The sequence below is a fragment of the Mesorhizobium sp. M4A.F.Ca.ET.050.02.1.1 genome, assembly GCF_003997725.1.
GTDB lineage: Bacteria > Pseudomonadota > Alphaproteobacteria > Rhizobiales > Rhizobiaceae > Mesorhizobium.
This window is the reverse complement of sequence record NZ_RZSG01000031.1, coordinates 1-21613: the sequence shown is the minus strand read 5'-3', so window position 1 is coordinate 21613 and position 21613 is coordinate 1. Positions and strand designations below refer to the sequence as shown.

The 21613-nt window shown below is 59.4% G+C and carries 19 protein-coding genes and 2 pseudogenes; 11 read left to right on the top strand and 10 right to left on the bottom strand.

Annotation, left to right across the window (positions count from 1 at the left end; genetic code table 11):
- Positions 1 to 392, bottom strand: a pseudogene (locus tag EOA33_RS04635) (chloride channel protein); the annotation flags it as partial.
- Between the two features lie 187 nt (positions 393 to 579).
- Between EOA33_RS04635 and EOA33_RS04630 the strand changes: the two are divergent.
- The gene (locus tag EOA33_RS04630) at positions 580 to 1011 is read left to right on the top strand and encodes a helix-turn-helix domain-containing protein (protein ID WP_127405080.1); all 432 of its coding nucleotides are present in this window, start codon (positions 580 to 582) and stop codon (positions 1009 to 1011) included.
- 80 nt (positions 1012 to 1091) lie between these two features.
- Here the strand turns inward: EOA33_RS04630 and EOA33_RS04625 are convergent, their stop codons facing one another.
- Genes EOA33_RS04625 through EOA33_RS04615 form a run of 3 tightly spaced genes read right to left on the bottom strand, consistent with a single transcriptional unit; the run spans position 1092 to position 5620 of the window.
- The gene (locus tag EOA33_RS04625) at positions 1092 to 1817 is read right to left on the bottom strand and encodes a ribonuclease activity regulator RraA (protein ID WP_127227940.1); all 726 of its coding nucleotides are present in this window, start codon (positions 1815 to 1817) and stop codon (positions 1092 to 1094) included.
- 13 nt (positions 1818 to 1830) lie between these two features.
- A complete protein-coding gene (locus EOA33_RS04620) occupies positions 1831 to 3474 on the bottom strand; it encodes a hydantoinase B/oxoprolinase family protein (RefSeq protein WP_127405079.1) in 1644 nt (547 codons plus the stop codon).
- The gene (locus EOA33_RS04615) at positions 3458 to 5620 is read right to left on the bottom strand and encodes a hydantoinase/oxoprolinase family protein (RefSeq protein WP_245482232.1); all 2163 of its coding nucleotides are present in this window, start codon (positions 5618 to 5620) and stop codon (positions 3458 to 3460) included. Before EOA33_RS04615 ends, EOA33_RS04620 begins: the two co-directional genes overlap by 17 nt.
- Positions 5621 to 5908: 288 nt before the next feature.
- Between EOA33_RS04615 and EOA33_RS04610 the strand changes: the two genes are divergently transcribed.
- Together EOA33_RS04610 and EOA33_RS04605 are read left to right on the top strand one after the other, a co-directional pair.
- Positions 5909 to 7405, top strand: a complete 1497-nt coding sequence (locus EOA33_RS04610; RefSeq protein WP_127405078.1) for an aldehyde dehydrogenase family protein — start codon at positions 5909 to 5911, stop codon at positions 7403 to 7405.
- A gap of 13 nt (positions 7406 to 7418) precedes the next feature.
- Positions 7419 to 9071, top strand: a complete 1653-nt coding sequence (locus EOA33_RS04605) for a choline dehydrogenase (RefSeq protein ID WP_127405077.1) — start codon at positions 7419 to 7421, stop codon at positions 9069 to 9071.
- Here the strand turns inward: EOA33_RS04605 and EOA33_RS04600 are convergent.
- Entirely contained in the window at positions 9064 to 9516 is a 453-nt protein-coding gene (locus EOA33_RS04600) for a RidA family protein (RefSeq protein WP_127227935.1), read from the bottom strand. The genes EOA33_RS04605 and EOA33_RS04600 overlap by 8 nt on opposite strands.
- A gap of 198 nt (positions 9517 to 9714) precedes the next feature.
- On the opposite strand from EOA33_RS04600, the gene EOA33_RS04595 reads away from it, so the two are divergent.
- The 4 genes from EOA33_RS04595 to EOA33_RS04575 all read left to right on the top strand — a co-directional run bounded on the left by EOA33_RS04595 (position 9715) and on the right by EOA33_RS04575 (position 14143).
- Positions 9715 to 10452: a FadR/GntR family transcriptional regulator gene (locus EOA33_RS04595; RefSeq protein WP_127405076.1), complete on the top strand. Its 738-nt coding sequence runs from the start codon at positions 9715 to 9717 to the stop codon at positions 10450 to 10452.
- Between the two features lie 152 nt (positions 10453 to 10604).
- Positions 10605 to 11696, top strand: coding sequence for an ABC transporter ATP-binding protein (locus EOA33_RS04590; RefSeq protein ID WP_127405075.1), 1092 nt, complete (start codon positions 10605 to 10607; stop codon positions 11694 to 11696).
- Positions 11697 to 12039: 343 nt separating this feature from the next.
- Positions 12040 to 13038: a Gfo/Idh/MocA family oxidoreductase gene (locus EOA33_RS04580; RefSeq protein WP_127405073.1), complete on the top strand. Its 999-nt coding sequence runs from the start codon at positions 12040 to 12042 to the stop codon at positions 13036 to 13038.
- 67 nt (positions 13039 to 13105) lie between these two features.
- A complete protein-coding gene (locus EOA33_RS04575) occupies positions 13106 to 14143 on the top strand; it encodes a pyridoxal-phosphate dependent enzyme (protein WP_127405072.1) in 1038 nt (345 codons plus the stop codon).
- Positions 14144 to 14152: 9 nt separating this feature from the next.
- On the opposite strand, the gene EOA33_RS04570 is transcribed toward EOA33_RS04575, so the two are convergent.
- The 3 genes from EOA33_RS04570 to EOA33_RS04560 all read right to left on the bottom strand — a co-directional run bounded on the left by EOA33_RS04570 (position 14153) and on the right by EOA33_RS04560 (position 16836).
- The gene (locus EOA33_RS04570) at positions 14153 to 14902 is read right to left on the bottom strand and encodes a FadR/GntR family transcriptional regulator (protein WP_127227929.1); all 750 of its coding nucleotides are present in this window, start codon (positions 14900 to 14902) and stop codon (positions 14153 to 14155) included.
- A gap of 148 nt (positions 14903 to 15050) precedes the next feature.
- Entirely contained in the window at positions 15051 to 15752 is a 702-nt protein-coding gene (locus tag EOA33_RS04565) for an SGNH/GDSL hydrolase family protein (protein ID WP_210212547.1), read from the bottom strand.
- A 40-nt stretch (positions 15753 to 15792) separates the two neighbouring features.
- The gene (locus EOA33_RS04560) at positions 15793 to 16836 is read right to left on the bottom strand and encodes an extracellular solute-binding protein (RefSeq protein ID WP_189362923.1); all 1044 of its coding nucleotides are present in this window, start codon (positions 16834 to 16836) and stop codon (positions 15793 to 15795) included.
- Between the two features lie 588 nt (positions 16837 to 17424).
- On the opposite strand from EOA33_RS04560, the gene EOA33_RS04555 reads away from it, so the two are divergent.
- The 3 genes from EOA33_RS04555 to EOA33_RS04545 all read left to right on the top strand — a co-directional run bounded on the left by EOA33_RS04555 (position 17425) and on the right by EOA33_RS04545 (position 20173).
- Positions 17425 to 18507, top strand: a complete 1083-nt coding sequence (locus EOA33_RS04555) for an ABC transporter ATP-binding protein (RefSeq protein ID WP_245482231.1) — start codon at positions 17425 to 17427, stop codon at positions 18505 to 18507.
- Positions 18489 to 19385: an ABC transporter permease gene (locus EOA33_RS04550; protein WP_127405069.1), complete on the top strand. Its 897-nt coding sequence runs from the start codon at positions 18489 to 18491 to the stop codon at positions 19383 to 19385. The genes EOA33_RS04555 and EOA33_RS04550 overlap by 19 nt, the downstream gene beginning before the upstream one ends.
- Before the next feature lie 77 nt (positions 19386 to 19462).
- A complete protein-coding gene (locus EOA33_RS04545) occupies positions 19463 to 20173 on the top strand; it encodes an ABC transporter permease subunit (RefSeq protein ID WP_127405068.1) in 711 nt (236 codons plus the stop codon).
- A gap of 362 nt (positions 20174 to 20535) precedes the next feature.
- Here the strand turns inward: EOA33_RS04545 and EOA33_RS04540 are convergent.
- Positions 20536 to 20816 (bottom strand): annotated as a pseudogene (locus EOA33_RS04540) (helix-turn-helix domain-containing protein); the annotation flags it as partial.
- On the opposite strand from EOA33_RS04540, the gene EOA33_RS40240 reads away from it, so the two are divergent.
- Positions 20739 to 20903 carry a hypothetical protein gene (locus tag EOA33_RS40240; protein ID WP_245482233.1) on the top strand — a complete coding sequence of 55 codons (165 nt, stop codon included), beginning with the start codon at positions 20739 to 20741 and terminating at the stop codon, positions 20901 to 20903. The pseudogene EOA33_RS04540 and the gene EOA33_RS40240 overlap by 78 nt on opposite strands.
- A gap of 409 nt (positions 20904 to 21312) precedes the next feature.
- Here the strand turns inward: EOA33_RS40240 and EOA33_RS04535 are convergent.
- Positions 21313 to 21613 (bottom strand): TetR/AcrR family transcriptional regulator C-terminal domain-containing protein (locus EOA33_RS04535; protein ID WP_190234195.1); only part of this gene is annotated, 301 nt, incomplete at its 5' end.

Sequence of the window (21613 nt, the reverse complement as noted above, 5' to 3'; positions counted from 1 at the left end):
CCGATCGAGATCGCCGACGACAGCGGCTTCAGCACCGCGACCTTGGCGTCGAGCCGCGAGCGCCCCAGCAGGATCGCCTCGATGGCTTCGGGGATGCCATGGCCGCGAATCTTCTCGCTGCCGAAGCGCGCCATCAGTCCGATGATCAGCGCGCCGATCACCGGAACGATCACCGCGGCTAACCCAAGCGGCGTGTCCTCGAGCCTCAGTTCGGCCAGCGAGAACTGGCCGAAATAGGCAATGTTGGTGGCGAGCCGGATGAGCTTCAGGAGCACCATACCGGCAAACAGCCCGGCGGTCGCCACCAGCACGGCAATGGCCGCGATGATGAGCACGCGAGGGTCGGTCGTGAAGTCGCGAAGATGGCCGTTGCCGGCGTGAGCGGATTTCATTGTGGGAGCCCGAGCTTTCTGGCGGCGCAAAGGCCGCCCGTTTGCGGCGGATTCATATCGTAATACGATATAATTCCTCAAGGCCGTTTTCGATCATCGATCCGCGTCATTTTGGACAAGGATCGCGTCAGGCACCGAACTTTGAAAAGAGTTTGAGCTTTGACGGGAAACAGCCATAAGTCGAAAAATGACGTCTCCGCCGAAATCACGCCCCGCCATCAGCCAGGCCGACTACCAGCGGCTGTCGCAGTTCCGTTACCTGATCCGTCGCTTTCTCGAATTCAGCCAAATCCAGGCGAACGAGGCGGGCCTCACGCCGCGCCAGCACCAGGCGCTGCTGGCGATCAAGGGATTTCCAGGCGGCGCACCGGTGGCGGTGGGCGACCTCGCGGAACGGCTGTGCATCCGCCACCATAGCGCGGTGGAGCTGGTGAACCGCCTTGCCGAGGCGGGCCTTGTCATCCGCGATCCGGACAAGAACGACCACCGGCGCGTGCTGCTGCAGCTCACCCCTTTGGCCGACGATCGGCTGGCCGAATTGTCGGTCGCGCATCTCGACGAGCTTTCGCGCATAGAGCCGATGCTGCGCCGTCTGCTCTCGCGCCAGGAAGAGACCTAGATCAAAGGGGAAGTGGCGGGCTGCGAAGGGAGGATCGCAGTCCGCCAGGCCGGCCTCGGGAGGACGAGGCCGCTTTGGGTCTAGCGTCCTGCCTTTTTGCGCCAGGCCTCATATTTTTCCTGGTTTTCCGGTTTCGTGCACGGATAGAGCCCGATGATCGACGCGCCGCCACGAACCTCCTCCAGGACGAAGTCCTCGAAGCATTCCATTCCGGTGCACTCCTCCGCAATCTCGTCGGCGAGGTGAGCCGGGACTACCATCACGCCGTCCTTGTCCCCGACGAGGACATCGCCTGGGAAGATCGGCGCATCCCCGCACGAAATGGGCACGTTGATGTCCAGCGCTTCATGATGTGTCAGGTTGGTTGGCGCAGACGGCCTGGCGTAGTAGGCGGGCATGTCCAGCGCGCCTATGCCTTCCGCATCGCGGAAGCCGCCATCCGAGACCACGCCCGCCGCGCCGCGCAACGCCAGCCTCGTGATCAAAATAGAGCCCGCGGTCGCAGCCCTGGCGTCCTTGCGCGCGTCCATTACGAGGACATGGCCGGGAGGGCAAGTCTCCATCGCAACGCGCTGTGGATGTTCCGGATTCCGGAAAACGGTGATCGGATTGCGATCTTCGCGCGCGGGAATGTAGCGCAGTGTGAATGCCGGGCCGACCATGTTGTCCTGTTTGGGCGCAACCGGAACGACGCCCTGAATGAACTGGTTGCGCAGCCCTCGCTTGTAGAGCGCCGTGGCGATGGATGCGGTGGATATCTTCTTCAGCTTTGCTCGCGTTTCGTCAGATAAGTTATGTTCGCTCATGCTTTCCTCGAGTTCACTTGGTTAGACCGTTTTGGCGATCGGCCGTGACGCTGCCGGCATCGCGGTCCGCGGCGGAGCCATAGCCGCCCCCACCGGGCGTTTCGACGACAAGCCTGTCGCCCGCGGGCACCAGCTGCTTGCCTTTGCCCTTGAGGGATCTGCCTGACTTCAGCGCGACTTTCCCCGGAGCACCGTTTTCGCCGCCGAAGCGGCCGCGTGCGGGGTTCTCGATGCGGTCGAGGGCTGCGTAGATGTAGAACGGATGGCCTTCGCGATGACCGATCTCGATGCTTTGACCGAGACCGCCACGAAATTTACCAGCTCCGCCCGAACCGGCACGCAATTCCTTGCGCCAGAAAATGAGCGGGGTCAGGGTCTCGAGGATCTCGACAGGAACACCAGACACCCCCGACGGGAAGGCCGTGGCGTTGAGCCCATCCAGCCGCGAGCGGGCTCCGGTGCCGCCGGTCTGAACCGACAGCGCCGAGAAGCGTCGCGTCCCTGCGATGCCTTGTGTGAGGCAAGCGTCATGCGCGTCTTCAAGGATGAGGTTCCACAGAGCTGACGCGCCCTCGGCCAAAACGTTCTCGGGAACCAGTTGCGCAAGACAGCCATAGACCACATCGGGCAGCATCTGACCGATGACGTGTCGCGACGATACCGGGGCAGGGCGTTGGGCGTTGACGATTGTCTCTTCGGGAGCCGTGACCGTCACGATGGATAGCGAGCCCGAATTGTTCGGGACCTCAGGGAACAGCGCGCAGGCGACGGCATAGGTCGAATAGGCCTGGGCATAGCTGATCGGCACGTTGATGCCGCGCGCTGAAAGGCCCGATGTGCCAGTAAAATCCACCGTGATGTGGTCGTCCGCAATCCGGGTCGTTGCCTTCAAGGTGACCGGCCGGTCATAACCGTCGATCACCATTTCCGCCTCGGCTGTGCCTTTCGGAATTGCGGCGATCGCCTTCAGGGCTGCGTCGCGTGAGCGCCTGACAATCTGGTCGCAGAGCGCGGTCAGATCGGTAAGATGAAACTCCTCCAACATGTCCGCCAGCCGGCTCACTCCGATCTGATTGCAGGCGGCGAGGGACATCAGATCGCCTTCGAGTTCAGCCGGGTAGCGCGAATTCGAGCGCGCGAGGGTTATCAGGGTCTGATCGATCTCGCCCGCCGTGATCATTGCAAGCGGGTGGACATAAAAACCCTCCTCGAAGACATCGCGGCCGTCCGGGCCGAAGCCGATGCCTCCGACGTCCATGAAATGACAAGTCGATGCAAAAAGCCCAACCAGATGGCCCCTATGGAAGGCGGGCGTCACCGCGACGAAGTCATGCAGATGGCCCGTCCCCATCCAAGGGTCGTTGGTGACATAGACGTCACCCTCGCGCATCGTGCCTGCGGGATAGCGGTTCAGGAAGTGCAGCACCGAGGCGGCCATCGTATTGACATGTCCGGGCGTGCCTGTCACCGCCTGCGCGATCATGCGGCCGTCGGGGTGGAAGTAGCCGGCAGAAAGATCGCCCGATTCACGCACGATCGGGCTGAACGCCGTGCGGCGCAAGGCCTGGGCCTGTTCCTCGACGACGGCAATAAGGCGGTTCCACATGATCTGGAACTCGATCTCGCCAATCTGCTGGATTTCAGGGCTGACGGTCATTTGTCGCTCCCTTGCGATCGGACTGTCGGGCCGCTTGTGCGGCAAGATTGGTCAGGACCAGATGGCCGAATGCATTGCATTCGACACAAAAGTCCCTCGGAACGACCGTGTTGGTCTCCCGCTCGGTGATGACGAGCGGCCCAGTCAGGACGATGCCCGGGCCAAGCTCGGAGCGCTCATAGACAGGAGCGTGGACGGTGCTGCCATCGATTTCGGTGAAGGGGATCTCGCCCGACGGTTCGATCTTCCGACAGCTGCCATTTGAGGCGTCATCCGCCGCGAGGACAGGTTGTTCGGCAGATGCGGTTACCGCCCACGTGAGAACCTCAATCTCGTGATTGGGCAGGAAGCGACCGAAGACCTCTTTGTATCGCCGGTCGAATGCCTCCTTCAAAGCCGCGCCGTCGATCCCGCCATCTGCCGCGAATGGCAGATCGACCTCGAGCTCGTGGCCCTGCCCAACATAACGCAGGAACGCTGAGACATGCGCCCTGATGGGTTGGCCCCCAGCTGCCGGGGCAACCACGGCGCTGGCCTCCTGCTTCATCTGTGCGATGAGGTCGGCAGTGGCAGCATTGTTGACGCGGTCCAGCCGGCTATGGCGGCTCCGCACGACCTCGTAGGCCAAAGGGGCTTCCAGAAAGCCGATGGCAGATCCGACGCCGGCTCCCTTGGGCACGATCACATTGACCAAGGACAATTTTCTTGCCAGTTGCGCTGCGTGCATCGGGGCGGCGCCGCCAAAGGCGATCATTGCGCGGCGCCGCAGGTCCTTGCCGTGCTCGGCGGCATGGACCCGGCTGGCGTTTGACATGTTCTCCTCGACGATCGCGGTGACCGCGGCGGCGGCCTGAACAGGCGTCAACCGCAACTTATCCCCTACCTCGCTGGATAGCGCTTGCTCTGCCAGGTCGCGCCGCAAGACCATGCGGCCGTCAGCGAATTTTCGGGTGTCGATCCGCCCCAGCACGAAATCACCGTCGGTGACAGTCGGCCGACGGCCGCCGATTCCGTAACAAGCCGGCCCTGGCTCCGAAGAAGCACTCTCAGGACCGACCGTGAGGCGCCCCATGCTGTCGACCTGGGCGATCGAGCCTCCTCCTGCGCCGATCTCGACCATTTCGATCACGGGTATCCGGACCGGCAGGCCCGAACCCTTGAGGAACCGCTCGGTCCGATCCACCTCGAAGCTGCGCGATTTCAGCGGCTGGCCATGGTCGATCAGACAGATCTTGGCGGTCGTTCCCCCCATGTCGAATGAGACGATAGCGTCAAGATCGCATTCCTTTGCGATCTTGGCTGCAAGGATTGCCCCACCGGCCGGGCCGGATTCGACCAAACGGATCGGGTAATCGGCGGCCTGGTCGACGGTCGTGAGCCCTCCGCCCGAGGTCATAAGCAGGATCGGCGCGTTGAGCCCCTTTTGCGCCAACTCAGCTTTGAGCCGGCCAAGATAACCGGCCATGATTGGACGAATATAGGCGTTAGCAACTGTGGTCGAGGTGCGTTCGTACTCACGAACCTCGGGGCACGTCTCGGAGGAGATACAAAAATAAACGTCGGGCAGCATGGCCGACAGGATTTCCCGCACGCGCACCTCATGCGACGGATTCGCATAGGCATGGATCAACGAGACGGCTATCGATTGAACGTCTTGCTCCTTCAATGAATGCGCAAGTGCGACGACATGTGCGTCATCGAGCTCGAGCAGGACGCTTCCATCGGAGGCGACCCGCTCTGGTATGGTGAAGCGCAAGCCGCGGCCCACCAACGGCCGTGGCTTCTTGATGAAGATGTCGTACTGGTCATGGCGGCTTTCCGAGCCAATTTCGATGGTGTCACGGAAGCCTTGCGTGGTGATCAGTGCTGTCTTGGCACCACGGCGTTCGATAATTGCGTTCGTCGCCAACGTGGTGCCGTGGAGGAAGACGTCAAGGTCACCGAATCCAAGCCCCTGCGTTTCCAGCAGGCCCTGCACGCCGTCGATAACGGCGCGTTCGGGCGCCTGATGGGTCGTCAGGATTTTGGTCGAGGCGCGGACGCCGCCAATCTCGATCACGATATCGGTGAAAGTGCCACCGATGTCGGCGGACGCTCTGTTGACGCGGGAAACCATCAGCACTCCATTGTCGGCAGCAGTTTTCATATTTGTAATTTTTTCGATTAGTTGTCAATCAATCTTGCGCGCAGACTGACGCACAGAGCCTGCGGTCGGGCCTGTTGGGGGCCGGCCCATAGGGATTTGGCCGTCGCGGCAGCAGCTGGAACCCATGAAATATCCGGCCACCATTTACAGTCGGCTAATTTTTGGACTATCTGACCAGCGAAAGGTAGTTGACAAATATGTAATTTTGTTGCCCGCTTTGCGCAGCGTTTTCGGCGCGCTTCGGCAGATCAGTTCAAGGCGCACGCAGACTGGAATGCAGGGATTGGAATGACTTCTGATTTTATTCCGCCGAAAGCGGTCAGACAATTTGGAAGCTGGATCGACGGCGCGTGGTCGGTGAGTCAAGGCGCGCAAAGTGTGTCGGTCAACCCGGCCAATGGCACGCCGGTTTCGCTGTTGCATGAGGCGGGGGAAGGCTTGGTCGACCAGGCCTGTGTGAGCGCTCACGCTGCCTTCGAGGCCGGATGGCGCCTATCTAGTGGGGAGCAACGCTCCAACGTGTTGCTGCGAACCGCCAGTCTAATTCGCGAAAATGTGGATGAACTGGCCTGGTTCGAAATGGCCGAAAGCGGCAAGCCGCACAAGCAGGCGAGGCTCGAGATCGAGCGGTCGGCCATGCTGTGGGAATTTGCCGCCACGCAGGCTCGCTCTCTTACAGGCGACAGTTTTGGCGGCCTGGGTAAGGACTATTTGGCCTTGACACTGCGCGCGCCAGTCGGCGTGGCTGGCATCGTGACGCCCTGGAACTTTCCGTTCTTGATCATCAGCCAGAAGCTGCCGTTTGCCCTTGCAGCCGGCTGTGCGGCTGTCGTGAAGCCATCGGAGCTGACTTCCGCCACGACACTGCTCTTGGGTCCTATCCTCAAGCAGGCAGGCCTGCCCGATGGGGTGTGCAACATCGTGACCGGCAGCGGCAGGCTGACCGGGGAGGCTTTGCTTAAGCACCCGCTGGCTCGAATGATCTCCTTCACCGGATCGACGGCGGTGGGCAAACACGCCATGGAAATCGGCGCTCGGATGTTGAAGAAGGTTTCACTCGAGCTAGGCGGCAAGAACGCCCACATCGTTATGAATGATGCCGATCTGGGAGCCGCGCTCGACGCCACCTTGCACGGAGCCTTTCTCAACGCCGGCCAATCGTGCAATCAAGGCGGTCGTATCCTGCTTCAGAACGGCATCGCCAAGGATTTCACGCGAAAATTTATCGAGGCCGCACGGTCCATCCCTGTCGGCGACACGCTGCGCGACGACGTGCTGATGGGTCCAATCATCAGCGAAGCGCAGTATCGCAAGATTCTAGACTACATCGAGATCGGCAAAGCCGAAGGCGCGACGCTTGCCCTTGGCGGTACGTATCGGGAAGAGGCCGGGGGGCGCTACATCGACCCGACCGTTTTCACCGAGGTAGCATCCAGCATGCGGATTGCCCAGGAGGAAATATTCGGTCCAGTCTGCACCATCCAGACTTTCGAGACGCTAGAAGGGGCCTTCGCCATTGCCAATGGCACCGACTACGGTTTGTCGGCCGGCATATGGACGGGCGACACAGCCGCGGCGCTGAGGGCTGCACGGGAGCTGGAGGCCGGAACCGTTTGGGTCAACACCTATCTCGACGGACCCGCTGAACTTCCGTTTGGCGGCCTCGGCGCGAGCGGGATCGGGCGCGAAGTTGGCCGCGTCGGATGCGAAGAGTTCATGGACATCAAAACTGTCCAATTGCGCAGCGGCGGATATCAGCCACGTTGGATCGGCAAGGCCATCTGAGGTGAGGGTGAGGATGGACAAGGAATATGACTTTATCGTTGTTGGCGGCGGCTCGGCCGGCTGCGTCGTGGCTTCGCGCCTGAGCGAGGATGCCGGCTCACGCGTGCTTCTTGTCGAGTTCGGCAAGAAGAACGACGGTCCTCTGGTTCGCTGGCCAGCGGGCTACGCCAAACTGCAAGGCCCGAGGTTTCGCTACGAGTGGGAAACGGTTCCGCAGCCGGCTCTCAACAACAGGCGCATGCTTTTCCCGCAGGGCAAGGTTCTGGGCGGCGGCTCATCGGTCAACTCGATGGTCTACATCCGAGGCAACCGTCGCGACTACGATCAGTGGCGCGACTTGGGCAACGAGGGATGGGGCTATGATGATCTGTTGCCCTATTTCCGCAAATCCGAGGACAATGAGCGATACCTCGACGATTACCATGGTCAGGGCGGGCCGCTTGGCGTGTCCGACCAGCGTTCGCCGATCGACCTGACGCGGGTCTATATCCGCGCGGCGCAACAGGCCGGCTACCCCTACAACACCGATTTCAACGGCGCGCAACAACATGGCGTCGGTTATTATCAGGTCACTCAGCGCGCGGCACGTCGCTCGAGCGCCGCGCAGGCCTTTATCTACCCCAATGCCAATCGCAAGAACCTGACCGTGCAAACCGAGGCCCGCGTGCTTCGGGTGTTCGTGGAGAACGGCCGCGCGAGAGGCATCGAGGTCGCAATGAAGGGACAGACAAGCCGGATCGAGGCCAGGTCCGAGGTCATCCTGTGCGCGGGCGCAATCAATTCTCCGAAAATCCTGCTACTTTCAGGCGTCGGACCAGCCGCCGAACTCAAGCGCGCAGGCGTGAGGGCGATTCATGATCTGCCAGGCGTCGGCAAGAATTTGCAGGATCATCTGGACGTCTATTGCTGTGCCAGCCTCAGAGAACCGGTATCCTATAACGGTCACGACAAGGGCCCTATGGCGGCTTGGCACACGCTGCAATTTCTGGCCTTCGGCACGGGCCCGCTCACGTCGAATGTCTGCGAGGGTGGAGGCTTCGTATCGACTGATGGGAACACCGATTGGCCCGACATCCAGATGCACTTCCTTCCCGCATACGTCATCGATCATGGCCGCGTGCAGGTCAAGGGCCACGGAATGACCCTCAACACCGCCTATCTTCGACCCGAAAGCCGCGGAGAGGTGATGCTGGCGTCCGCGGATCCGGCGGCCGAGCCGATCATTGATCCGAAATACATGACGCATGAGCGCGACTGGGCGCACACCGTCAACGGGTTCAAGATTGCTCGTGAAATCCTGTCACAGCCCGCTTTCGCCAAGATCTACAAGGCCGAACATTTGCCTGGCGCGCAACGAACGAGCGAGGAGGATTTGCGTGCCTATGTTCGAGAATGGAGCAAGACCGACTTTCATCCTGCAGGGACCTGCAAGATGGGTTCCGACGAAATGGCTGTTGTGGACACCGACCTCAAGGTCCGCGGCATCGACGGACTACGGGTCATCGATGCCTCTATCATGCCGACGCTGGTCTCTGGCAACACCAATGCGCCATCGATCATGATCGGCGAGCGTGGCGCCGATGCGGTGAAAGGGCGCAAGTTGCCGCAGCAGCACACGCTCGCTCGAGAGGTGCAGCAAAAGCTTCCGGCCCACCCGGCTACTTGACGGCAGCGACAAGCTCGATCTCGACGCTTGAGTTGCGCGGCAGTTCGGCAACGCCAACCGCGGAGCGCGCGTGATTGCCGCGTTCGCCAAGCACCTCACGCAACAAAAGGGTTGCAGCGTCGGCCACGCGGGGCTGGAGATTGAATCCCGGTGCCGACGCGACGAATACTGTCATCTTCAGGATCTGGACGACATTGTCCAGACCGCCGACGGCATGCGCGAGAGAGGCAAGCGCGTTGCGCATCGCAAGGTCAGCCGCTTCCTTTGCCTGTTCGAGCGTGACATCCGATCCGACCTTGCCCGGGTGGAGATCCTCATCGCCGGTTTTGGGCACATTACCGCTGACCCAGGCCTGGCCGTCGTGCACCAGAACCGAAGTGTAGCCATAAGCGGGCGGTTGGTAGGCCGGGATCTCGTATCCGTTGTAGGTGAAGGCACCTGTCATTGTTGTCATTCCTCCTATGGGCCCCGCGGTGCGTCTGGCGGGCCCCGTCTCTCGTGAGCACCGCTAAGATTTGCAACTGGGGGCGAGTTGCTGGACTTATCCGGAGAATGTCGGACATGTGTCATAAAAATCGCTTGCTGTAAAACAAATTAGCTGACAGATTACAAATATGTGCAAACGCCAAGCCCCGGCAGAGCGATGAAGCTCAAACTGGCAGACCAGGTCTATTCCGCTCTTCGGCAATTCGTCGAAGGCGGTGAGTGGCCAGAGGGCACGCGGATACCTCCGGAGACCGAGCTTGCGAAGAACTATGGCGTCTCGCGGCCCGTCGTCCGGGAGGCTTTGATCAGGCTCAGAATGGAGGGCTTGATCGGATCGCGCAAAGGATCCGGGAACTTTGTAATCGGCAAAAATGGCCTGGACTCGGGTGGCTATAGGCCAATCGAGAACATAGCCGACCTCATCCAGGCGTTTGAATTTCGATTCTCCGTGGAATGCGATGTGGCTGCTTTCGCGGCGCTGAGGCGGACCGACGAGGAGTTGGAGGAAATTCGCATTGCCTCCGCCGTCGTCAGGAAACAGTCGAACGAGGAGACCTTCGGCGATTCCGATTTCGGGTTCCATCTGGCGCTGTCCCGAGCAAGTCGAAACGCAATGTATGAGACCACGCTCAGCATGCTGCGCACGCAGATCGTCTTCGGGATGCGGCTCGTAGGAGAATTCTCTCAACAACAAGCGGCAACCCGGTCCGAGGCGATCTTCGAAGAACACGAGACGATCGTTGACGCCGTTGAGGCTCGAGATGCCGACAAAGCCCAGTTGGCAATGGGTCGGCATCTCATGAACTCACGACGCAGGATCCTCGGCTTCGAAATCGCGAGTGATTGGCAACCCACATTGGGCACGGGACGGTCGATCCGAAGGGGGCAGAATTGAAGCGGCCCTCCGTCCGCCGTGCTTGCGTTCTTGGCGACCGCGATCACCCGGGCGTGGCGCTCCCTCGATCGGCAAATCTGTGCATCCAGCCCGCGTTTCCCAGCGCGATTTCGGTCGCCGCCCGATCCGGCGGCCCTGTGAAAGGTTAGCTTATGTCTTCGTTGTCCATCGATAGCGTTTACAAATATTACGGCCCCAACCTGTGCGTCTTGAAAAACATCAACATTGACGTCGCATCCGGCGAATTTCTCGTCCTTCTCGGACCATCGGGCTGTGGCAAGTCGACGTTGCTCCATGCAATCGCCGGCCTTCATAGGATCAACGCCGGCGAAATCCGACTTGGGGAGCGCGTCCTCAACGAAGTCCCATGTCAGCACCGCGATATCGCGATGGTGTTCCAGTCCTATGCGCTCTATCCCTCGATGACCGTCGGGCAGAACATCGCTTTTCCGCTGGAGATGCGAAAACTGCCGAAGCCGGAACGTGACAAGGCGGTTTCCGACGTCGCCAACCTGCTCCAAATCAGCCATTTGCTGGATCGGAAGCCGGGACAGCTGTCTGGCGGGCAGCGGCAGCGGGTAGCAATTGGCCGCGCATTGGTGCGAGAGCCAAGCCTTTTCCTTTTCGACGAGCCACTATCGAACCTCGATGCGCTTCTGCGTGTCGAAATGCGGACCGAGCTAAAGAAGCTGCACCATCGGATGGGTCGAACCACCGTCTATGTGACACATGACCAGATCGAGGCCATGACGCTGGCAAACCGCATCGCCATCCTGGACAAAGGTGTCGTTCAGCAACTTGGAACCCCAGGCGAGGTCTACAATCGACCTGCTAATCTCTTCGTCGCAACTTTCATCGGCAGCCCGCGCATCAACCTTTTGCCGGCGGTCAGCAAGGGGGGGAGGGTGGTGCTTGAGGGGTCAGGAACAATCCTGCCGGCCCCGCAGGAATTCGCCTCAGCTTTGCGCCAGGATGGTCGCAGGGTCACGGTCGGAATCCGGCCGGAGCACTATGGCCTGGCAGAGGGTAACGCCGCGAGCGAGAAGACCGTCGACATCGAGGCCGACGTTAATCTGATTGAGCCGACGGGATCAGACGATGTCATTTTGTTTCAGCATTCCGGCGTGGAACAGCTGGCCCTGCTGCGGGCAGGGCATGTGAGCCAGAGCGGCAAGTCGCGGCTGCGTGTCGATACGTCACGGATCAGCGTCTTCGACCGCGGGTCCGGCGAGCGCCTTCAATGAGCCTGGATGCAGATATCTGTAATGCAGCTTCCTGGCCTGGAGACGCACCCGTTTCGCCATGGCAGCAAATCATCCGCCGCACCGGGTGCCCATCGGCACCAGCCCAAGCGATCGGCGTTACAGGTGTCTGGCGCCAAGGCGGAACTGTGCGGGCCAGCCAGCCCCCAGGTTTTGTGCCCGTATTCAGCATGCGCAAAGCGCACCACTTCCAAAGTCTCGATGCTGCTGACGGATCCTTCATTTCGCCTTCAGCTGCTGTCGATCCCGCATTGACGATAGCAGCCCAAGCCGTGCGCGTAGGCGATCGGCTGACATCCATCCTCGTTCATCAGGAACCCGTGCAATGACAAAGCAACTTCGATGGGGACTTGTCGGCGCAAGCCGCATAGCCGCCGAGTGGATCATCCCCGCGATCAGGGCGACGCCAGGAAACGAAGTGGTTGCCGTCCAGGGCAGCAACGCGGCGCGTGTGAGCGAATATGCCCGGGCCAATGACATCCCGCTTACCTGCGAGTCGCTTGAGGACCTGCTCTCGGCCGGTGTCGATGCCGTCTACATCTCGAACACCAACGAAAAGCATGCCCCGTGCGCCATAGCGGCGCTCAATGCTGGCAAGCATGTGTTGGGTGAGAAGCCGATGGCCATGACCGAACAAGACGCCCGGGAAATGGTTTCGTTGGCAAAAGACAAAGATCTTGTCTTGGCGATCAACCATCATTTGCGCGGCATGAATAGTCACCGCAAGCTACGTGAACTTGTCGAAAGCGGCGTGCTCGGCGACCTTGTCGCGGTTCGCGCCATGTTCGGCGTTCTGCTGCCCCAGGACAATCGCGGATGGCGCACCGATAGCGCTTCGGCCGGAGCAGGCGTCTTCTTTGACCTGACCGTTCATGACGCAGATACCCTACACTTCATACTGGGTGAGAAATTTGTGCGCGTTGCTGCTTTTACTTCCAACAACGGCATCTCTGCCAAAGGGATTGAAGATGGCGTAGCCACAATAGCCCAAACGGCGTCTGGGCTCACAGTCCAGATCACGGAGAGCTTCGCGATCGAGCATGCTCGAACAAACCTCGAATTGCACGGCACCAAGGCTTCTGTCTTTGCCGATGACGTGCTGCTGCAGCGGCCCGGCGGCAGGCTGGAGCTGAGCGTGCGAGGCAACCGCCAAGAAATTCCGATCGAGCATGAAAACGCTTACCCCCGTGTCATAGCGGCCTTTGCCGACGCCGTCAGGGGCGTCGGCCGCCCGCTTGTCTCCGGCGAGGACGGTCTCGCATCGCTTCGATTTGCACTTGCCGCGCGGACCGCGGCCTCAACAGGTCGAGTGATCGAAATTTGACCGCTTCACGTGTGCGGATCGCGCCACCGGATCGCGCCGGGAGCATCATCCGAAGGATCCAATCCGAATGACGATTGTTTCAAAGGCCGAACTGAGCTCTGCGCTCGCAGTGCTCCCGCGTGTGCGGCTGGCGCATCTTCCGACGCCCATCGACTACTGCCCCACGCTGACAAAGCGGCTCGAAGGACCGAAGATCTGGATCAAAAGGGATGACTGCACCGGTGTCGCCTTCGGCGGCAACAAGGTCCGGCAACATGAATTCATACTCGGTGACGCGGTTAGTCGCGGGGTCGACGTGGTGATCCAGGGCGCCGCGTCTCAATCAAATCAATCGCGCCAACTCGCCGCAGCTGCTGCGCGGCTTGGCCTAGACTGTATCCTGATGCCTCGCAAGGACGCCCACTACGATCATGTTCAAGGCAATCAGCTTATCGCCAGACTTTTCGGTGCCAAGATCGTGCCCGTGGACGCAACGGCTTCGCTGAAGCAGGCCAAGGAAGATATGGCGGCAAGACTGAAACGCGAAGGCCGAAACCCGGCTATCCTCGGTATGGGATCGCAATCCGCGCTGAGCTTGGCGGCGGTCGCCTATGTCAACGCGTATCTGGAGATATCTTCTCAGTTCGAAGCGCTGGACGAAGCGCAGCCCACTCACATCTATGCGACCTCTCAGGGAAGCACGCAGGCCGGCTTGCAGGCGGCGGCAATGCTGCTTGGGCATACCACTCAAATCCGCGGCATCAACCCGATGGACAGCCGCAACGAGGCCTATGAGTTTCCTTCCGCGATTGCCGGTCAGTGCGAAGCGGCGGCGCGTATCCTCGCGTTCGATTTGTCGGTCCCAGTGGAAGAAATCAGCAACTCCACCGATTGGGTGGGTGCCGGCTACGGCCTCCCCTCGGCGGATGCCCAAGAGGCGTCTGCCCTGCTGGCCCGAACCGAGGGTATCCTTGTCGACCCGGTGTACTCAGGAAAAGGGCTCTCCGGCTTGCTTGGCGATATAAGGTCTGGCCTTCTGACGGCGAAGGACCGCGTGGTGTTCATCCATACAGGCGGACTGCCGGCCATTTTTTCCTACGCCGACGCCATTCTGGCTTGTACCTAGATATGACCGTCACGAAGCTGACGAGCTGGTGTTGACCGGCCCGAGCCTTTGCCAATTCGGTGGGACATCAAATCCCAGGATACGATGGCGCGACTGAAGCAGATGGTTCCGCATCGCGTCAAAAGCCGCTTGCGCGTCACCCGACTTGATTGCATCGACGATCAAGGCGTGTTCGCGATAAACGGTCTGAGCTCTTGTGGTGCTTCCGATCAGCGAGAATTCGCCCACCAGGCGCATACCCAAAAGTATCTGGGGATTGAGCATCGACAGCGTCGCTTCGAAGAGCTTGTTCCCAGTGCCCTTGGCAATCGCGATGTGGAATGCCAGGTCAAGATCACCGAAATCACTCTCGCTCAGATCGCTTTTGAACTTCTCATGCGCGGAGATAATTTCAGCCAGATCCTGCGGTTTGCCCCGCAACGCGGTGAATGCCGCAGCATCGCACTCAATCGTCAATCGGAACTCGAACGCGCTGATAAGGTCTGCGACATTCTCGATAGGGCTGTAACTTCGCCTTGGTGCCCCGTTGGCGGCAATGACCACGCTGCCTGAACCGCGACGGGAGTCGATAATTCCCTCGCTGCGCAGCTGCACCAGGGCCTCGCGCACGACGGGGCGTGAAACACCGAAGCTTGCCGCCAGTTCGGTCTCGGTAGGCATGCGTGTGCCTTCGCGCCACTCACCCTCGTCGATCTGACGACGCAAACCGTCATAGACGCGCTTCGAGAGCTTGATGCGCTCATCATTTGGAGCACCCATTCGCAAAATCCGCGTGATTCTCGCAGTTGTCTTACAAATCTACTCAAGCAAACGCGGAAAATCCATAACGTGAGCATCGGGCCGGACGTCGTCCGCGGCAAATCAGCGGATGCTGGCCGATCGACTGCCGCCATCTTCGCAATCGAAACTAGAGCACCGTCCCCGCGCCAAACATTGTCAGCAGTTTGTCGGCTACCGCTTTTCCGAGAACAGCATGTTGTTGGACGTCCAGGTGGATACCATCCACCGGACTGACGCTAATGAACTGCGCGGCGTTCAGATAATCGGCGCCGAAGTGGGATGCGACATCCTTGTATTTTCCAGCCAGTTGGCCCGATTTGATGCGTCCGCCAGAAAAAATCTCGCCGAGGAATCCGACTTCCTCGATTGGGGCGGGAGCGATGACCAAGATGTGTGGATCGGATCCTCCGGGACCCGATTTGCCGGACAGGATCAGCTCGATCAACGCGACCAAACCCCGAGCGATGTCTTCCGAAGTAAGGCTGAAGCGTGTTTTCAGATCGTTGGTGCCGAGCATCAACACGATTGCGTCCAACGGACGGTGGGTATCGATGCATGGCTTGAGGTAGGTAAGTCCGTTGCGCGAGGCGCCTTCGATAGGATCATCGAGAGTTGTCGTTCGACCGGGAAGGCCCTCCTCGATTATGCGGAAGCCCTTTCCCAAGGCTTCCGCCAGAATGCCTGTCCAGCGTGCCGTCTCATCAAATCGCTGACTGTCGAACCAACTCTTGGCTGGAGCAGAGCCATGGGTGTTGCTGTCGCCGTAGCACAGAATGCGCCTCAATTTTGTCATCGATGTCGGACCATTTGCTGCGGCGGCAGTTTTCACATGACGAGCCCGTCGCATCACGCGATGCGACCAGCCGATGTCATGGCGTCGCCTTGACTTGGTTCCAAAGGTCAGTGCGCTTGGTGGGATCTTCGTCCGGCTGCATCCAGAAGATCTTGGTGCCCGCCGGTATGGTATCGGTGGACGTGACCGAATTCGCGTAGCCGGATTTCTCCGTTAGCTCTGCGGCGATCTTCTTGCTGATTACGAAGTTGATCCACTTCAAAGCCAGATCATAGGAGTCGCCCTTGGCCCCGCTCGTAACCGCCCATGTATCCACCCAGGCGATGACGCCTTCCTTTGGATAAGCTTGCTTATAGTTCAGGCCGCCGGCTGCGAGGGCCTTAATCTGCTGATCCGCGTAAGCACCGAAAATGATCGGCGCATCATTGTTCTGCGCCAACTGAACCGAATCCTGCACGAACGTGTAGAAGCTCGCGGAGTTATGCTTCAGGTCTACCAGCTTCGGCATGGCATCCTTGAACTGCTGATCAGTCAGATGAAAAGGCGTCTGCACGCCGTTCATGATTGCCGCTGTGGCGAACGCACTTTCGCCGTCGTCATAGAGCAGAACCTTGCCTTTGTACTGAGGATCCCACAGCACCGACCACGAGGTGGGCGCCGGATTCACCTTTGCGGGGTCATAGATCAGCGTCATCGGGCTGAAGGCATAGGGAATAAGATAGGTCTTGCCGTCGTGAACCGCGCCGGCGATCTTGGAAAGATCCTGGAACTGGGGCAATTGGCCGGCATGATTCGGGATCTTGGACAGATCGATCGGCTGGAGCAGTCCCGCTTCGTAGTATCTCTGCATGCCAGCTGCAGCTGTCGCAAAGATGTCAAAGTCCTTGCCTTGGCTACCCTGGATCTTGGCCCACATCTCGTCGTTGGACCCTGCAAAAACCACTTCAACGGTCGCGTTGTTGTCCTTCTCGAACTGCGCGACCCATTCCTTGTCGGCGTAACCGTCCCACGTCAGGATGCGTAGCTTGCCCCCGGCGTTTGCCGGTCCGGCAATGGCAAGTGCAAGGACGGACGATACCGCCAGCAGCTTCCCGATTTCGCCGAACAACTTTTTGTACATTCTCATCTCCTCTGGAAGGTGTCCCACATCGTTGATCACTTGAGGCTGCCGCATTTTGGTCCGAGCGCGGTTCTGGTTCTTCTCGGCTAAGGATGTTCGTTGTCAAAGGTGCTCCCGCCGAGCGACTTGCTTTTGCTCCGGCAGTCTAGCTCCCACACCATGCGAACGGATCGGCTCGACTACGTTAGTGCATGCAGCGTGCAGTCCGCAATCCGAAGAGTCAAGGGGTGGCGGTGGTTTTTTGAGATAGGCCTTCATTAGCGGATCTCGCAACTTTTCGTGAACGGCCCCCGTCCGCACAATTTAATCTGAACCTCGGCGAGCGCCAGAGAAGGCCAGCTCAGCGGCTGAACCTGGCGGTGAAGAACCCTCTGTCCATTGCTGAGCAAGCTTCTTTCGGGGCTTGGCGGTGCCGACGTGATAGCGTTTTAACGGCACGATTCCGGGGTGCGCAAAGCGAATTTGCAGTATTGCGTTCTGCATGCAATTCAGTATAGCTGCGGCTCATGATTGGCGGCGGTGGCATCGCCGACGCGATCCGCCAGGATAACGGGTTGCAGAGCCTAACCGGCTAATTGGGAAATGCTTATGAGCGACCACCCTCTTATCGAAATGAGAGATATCGGCAAGACCTATGGCAGCCACACGGTCTTGCGCAATGTCAACCTTGACATCGGCCAAAACGAGTTTCTTGTGGTTGTGGGACCCTCGGGCTCCGGCAAAACGACGATCCTTCGCATGATTGGCGGATTTGTCGAACCAACAATCGGGGACATATTTCTCAACGGATCGCGGATCAACGGCATCCCGGTCAATAGCAGGCCGTTCAACACTGTCTTCCAGGACTATGCCCTTTTCCCGCACATGACGGTTGCTGCCAATGTCGGCTATGGGCTCCGGGTCAAAGGGCTGGCCGCCGACGAGATCAAGAAGCTGGTTGCGCAGACGCTCGACCTGGTAGGGCTGGGCCAGCTCGGGTCGCGCTATCCTGCGCAGATGTCTGGCGGACAGCGGCAACGAGTGGCCTTGGCGCGCGCCCTTATTTGCAAGCCGCGATTGGTCCTGCTGGACGAGCCGCTCGCCGCGTTGGACGCCGGCCTACGCCACCAGATGCAGACGTTCCTGAAATCCATTCAGCGCGAAATTCAAACCTCATTCCTGTTCATCACCCACGACCAGGAAGAGGCCATCAGTCTGGCCGATCGCATTTGCGTCATGGATCACGGGGAGGTTGTGCAGGTCGGCCGGCCGGAAGAGGTCTACTATAGACCTTGCAATCGCTATGTCGCGGATTTCTTCGGTGACAACAATCTCGTTGACGCGCAGGTGAAGACAGTCAACGGCGATGGCGTCGCTGTGGAGACGCCTTTTGGGATGGCGGTGGCTCGGGGCGATCAAGGGATGCATTTCAACGCCGGCGAGGCGGTGACGCTTGCGGTGAGACCCGAGAACGTTGAGCTTCTCGGAGCAAACGGATCCGCACCGGCCGGGCACGTCAAATCAGTTTCCTTCGTCGGGCCGTTGTCGCTTGTAGAAGTTGAATCGACCAAGTCGCCCGGTGCGACCCTGCACGTTAAACAACTCAGCAGCCAATTGGCTGCGCCGTTTAAAATAGGCGCCGGCGTGACAGTCTCGTGGAAGGGCAAAGAGACGTGGGTCATCCGCAAGTGAACTCCAGGAAAACTCCAGAGCTGGGATCCGCCCGAGAGGCGCGGCTAATCAATAGCCTCGTTGTCATCGCCTATGTCTTGCCGATCGCTTTGATCCTGGGGCCATTTTGTATTTTCTTCGTCGTCAGCTTCGGACGCGTTGAGGCCTCCGCCGTCGTTATCGACTTCAACCTGTCGAACTACGTTCGGATTTTGGCGGACTCTACCGTCCGCATGGTCATTGGACGGACCCTTGTAATAGGCATTGCGACAGCCCTTGTATGCACTCTGGTCGGTTTTCCGGCCGCCTATTTGATGAAGATTCTTGGCCCGACGCGGCGCTCTCTTTTAATGGTGGCGTTTGCTGTGCCTTTGTTGATGAGCTACGTCATCAAGATCTATACAGTTCGCAATCTGCTTGGCACAAATGGCGTCATCAACCATTTCCTGATGGCCTCGGGCCTTGTCTCCCAACCGCTCGAATTCTTCACGCTAAGCTACTACGGGGTCTTCTTGACATTGACCTCGGTGTTGCTGCCGTTTGCCGTTTTTCCGATTTTCCTGTCCCTTGATCGCATTCCGGCAAGCTTGGTCGAAGCGGCCGCCGACCTGGGCGCCAGTCGCACGCGCATTTTCTGGACGGTGATATTTCCATTGAGCCTGTCGGGGGTGGCAGTTTCGCTGACATTCACGTTTGTGCTGGCGATCGGTGATTTCATCACCCCGGAACTGGTTGGCGGGCCTAACGGATTCACACTTGGCCGCATCATCTTCAGTCAGTTCGGTCTCGGCTTCAACTGGCCGTTCGGTGCCGCTCTCTCAATTTTCATGATGATGATTGTCACGGTGGCTCTGGCATTGGCTACTCGCATCCGTCCACCTGGAAAGGTGACATTTTGAAGTCCGCAAGCTCCACGGTTGTCGTCCTTTGCGCAGTGACAGCGCTGATCTTGGCTGTCCTTTACGGGCCGATTCTCATGGCCATCGTTACCGCCTTCGTGCCGATCCGAGGCGGCGTGTTCCAATGGGATCAGGTCTCGATCGTGGCGTTCGAGAGCATCAATGGCGACATTGTCGATGCCCTGAAGTTGACACTGATCGTCGGGTTTGTCGCTTCCACGATCGCACTGGCGATCAGCACCGGAATTGCTCTTTACTGCGCACCAGGAACTGGCTTGGGCAGAAAGTTCATTGAGTTCCTGATCTTCCTCCCGTTTGTAATGCCTCCTATCATTACAGGGCTCGCGCTCCTGATCTCTTTTCGAGAGGCCGACGTGCCGAGGTCGCTTTTGACTGTCTTGGTTGGCCATGTCACGATCTTGCTGGCGATCGCCTATCGGACCATCGTGACGCGGCTGCGTGAAATGGGCGCCTCTCTGGTCGAGGCGTCGCTCGATCTGGGTGCCAGCCGGCTTCAGACTTTCTGGTGGGTTGTGCTACCCAATCTCAGACCGGCTCTGATGGCGTCATTCGTCCTATGCTTTGCGTTATCGTTCGACGAGACCATGGTCACTCTGCTTCTGACCGGTGGCCAAAGCACTTTCCCAGTTCGGCTTTGGGGCATGATGCGCCTTGGCTTCTCGCCCTCGATCAGCGCGCTGGTCGTCTACATCCTCGCCGTCAGCACGGTATTGAGCCTCTTCCTCATTAGGCTTTTTGTCCCCGCGCGCTCCAAGGCAGTCGCGTAGAAACGAAGGGTTGCCACTGCGACGCTGGTCATTCTCCGCTCAATGACCTCGACAGGACGTCGATGCGGTCCAGCTCACGTTCGCTCATTAAACCAGTTCCAATTGGTCCAGAGCTTTCAAACGCGGGCAGATTAGCAAGGCAGGATGCGGCAGAACTGGCGAGCAGCCGTCTGGAACGTCAGGGACCTTCTGGAGCCGTGCTCCTGGTCCCACGCCACCATAGTGAAGGTGGCGCCGGATCTATTTGAACCTGAAATACGCGGGACGGTACCCGACGAATCGCTTCGATACGAAGGTGGACTGCGACCACCGCGCGGTCAACGGTCCTGGATTGGGCTTCATCGGCCGCAGCCGGTGCTTAGCAACGTCTCGCCGCTGACCGCGAACTGGTGCCATTCAAGCAGCTTCTCGCGGGCAAGCGTGGGGCCGAAGTCCCGGTAGCGATCGCACACCAGATCGAATGCGGTATTGCGGAAGTTCTCATCAAGGCCGTCGATTGCTCGGCCGACCGCGTTCCTTCAATCAGCCCGCCGGCGCCGTCTTGGTCATAGGCTTGCAAGAGCCGGTGAAGCTGACTGCGGCTGAGATGAAGAAGTTCGGCCGCCTGGACGACGCTCAGCCGGTGGTCGCGGATTTTCTGGATGGCTTCAAGACGATTGAGCTCGTCTTGCGACAACGAGATCAAGGCATGGCGGCTCCTCAATACGCTCGGTCCACGCCGGCGTTGTGAAGTCGTCAGCCTTCCTTTCCAGCTTCGTGTTCGCGAGCCGTCAGAGTTGTGAAAGTCGGGGGCTATCGCATCTTTAACTTGTTCAAGTGTTGTATCTCTATATGTCAATACATGCCAAAGTTGCATAATCAACATTGTCGAACTCGCGACTTACGCACGTCTAACGAGGCGCATCATTTTGACTGGAGCGAGCCTTTTGAGATGGGAAGTCGCTTGGAAGGAACGACGGCTTTGCGCCTCTATTTTGCCGTTCAGACCACCGTTGCAGCTCCCGGAAGGTGAGGGACTGCTAAGCCGGCACCAAGGTCCTAACGGGGTGGGGGAGCGGTTACTCCGCCGGTCAGCCCGCTGCCCAACGATAGTAGCTGCGTTGATAGCAACGCGAGCATCCTACATCAGTAATCCTAGGCTATCTGCCCGCGTGGTCGTTGCCGCCGTGCGCGGCGATGAACATGGCGACAGCCGACCGGCAATAGGATTCGATCTCGTTGTCGTTTTCTGCTCTGGCCTCATCGAAGCGTGCGATAATCAGGAGATCGGAGCCTTTGAAAAGCGCGGCAAACAAGCGGGCGGACCGGAGAGGGTCGGGCACGTTCAAAACCGCCTTCGCGTGCAACTGACGTAACAGGGTCTCGATTTGGGCGACGATATGGGCGGGGCCGGCTTCGTAATGGACTTTGCTCAACGACTTTTGGTTCGGCGTGTCGGCC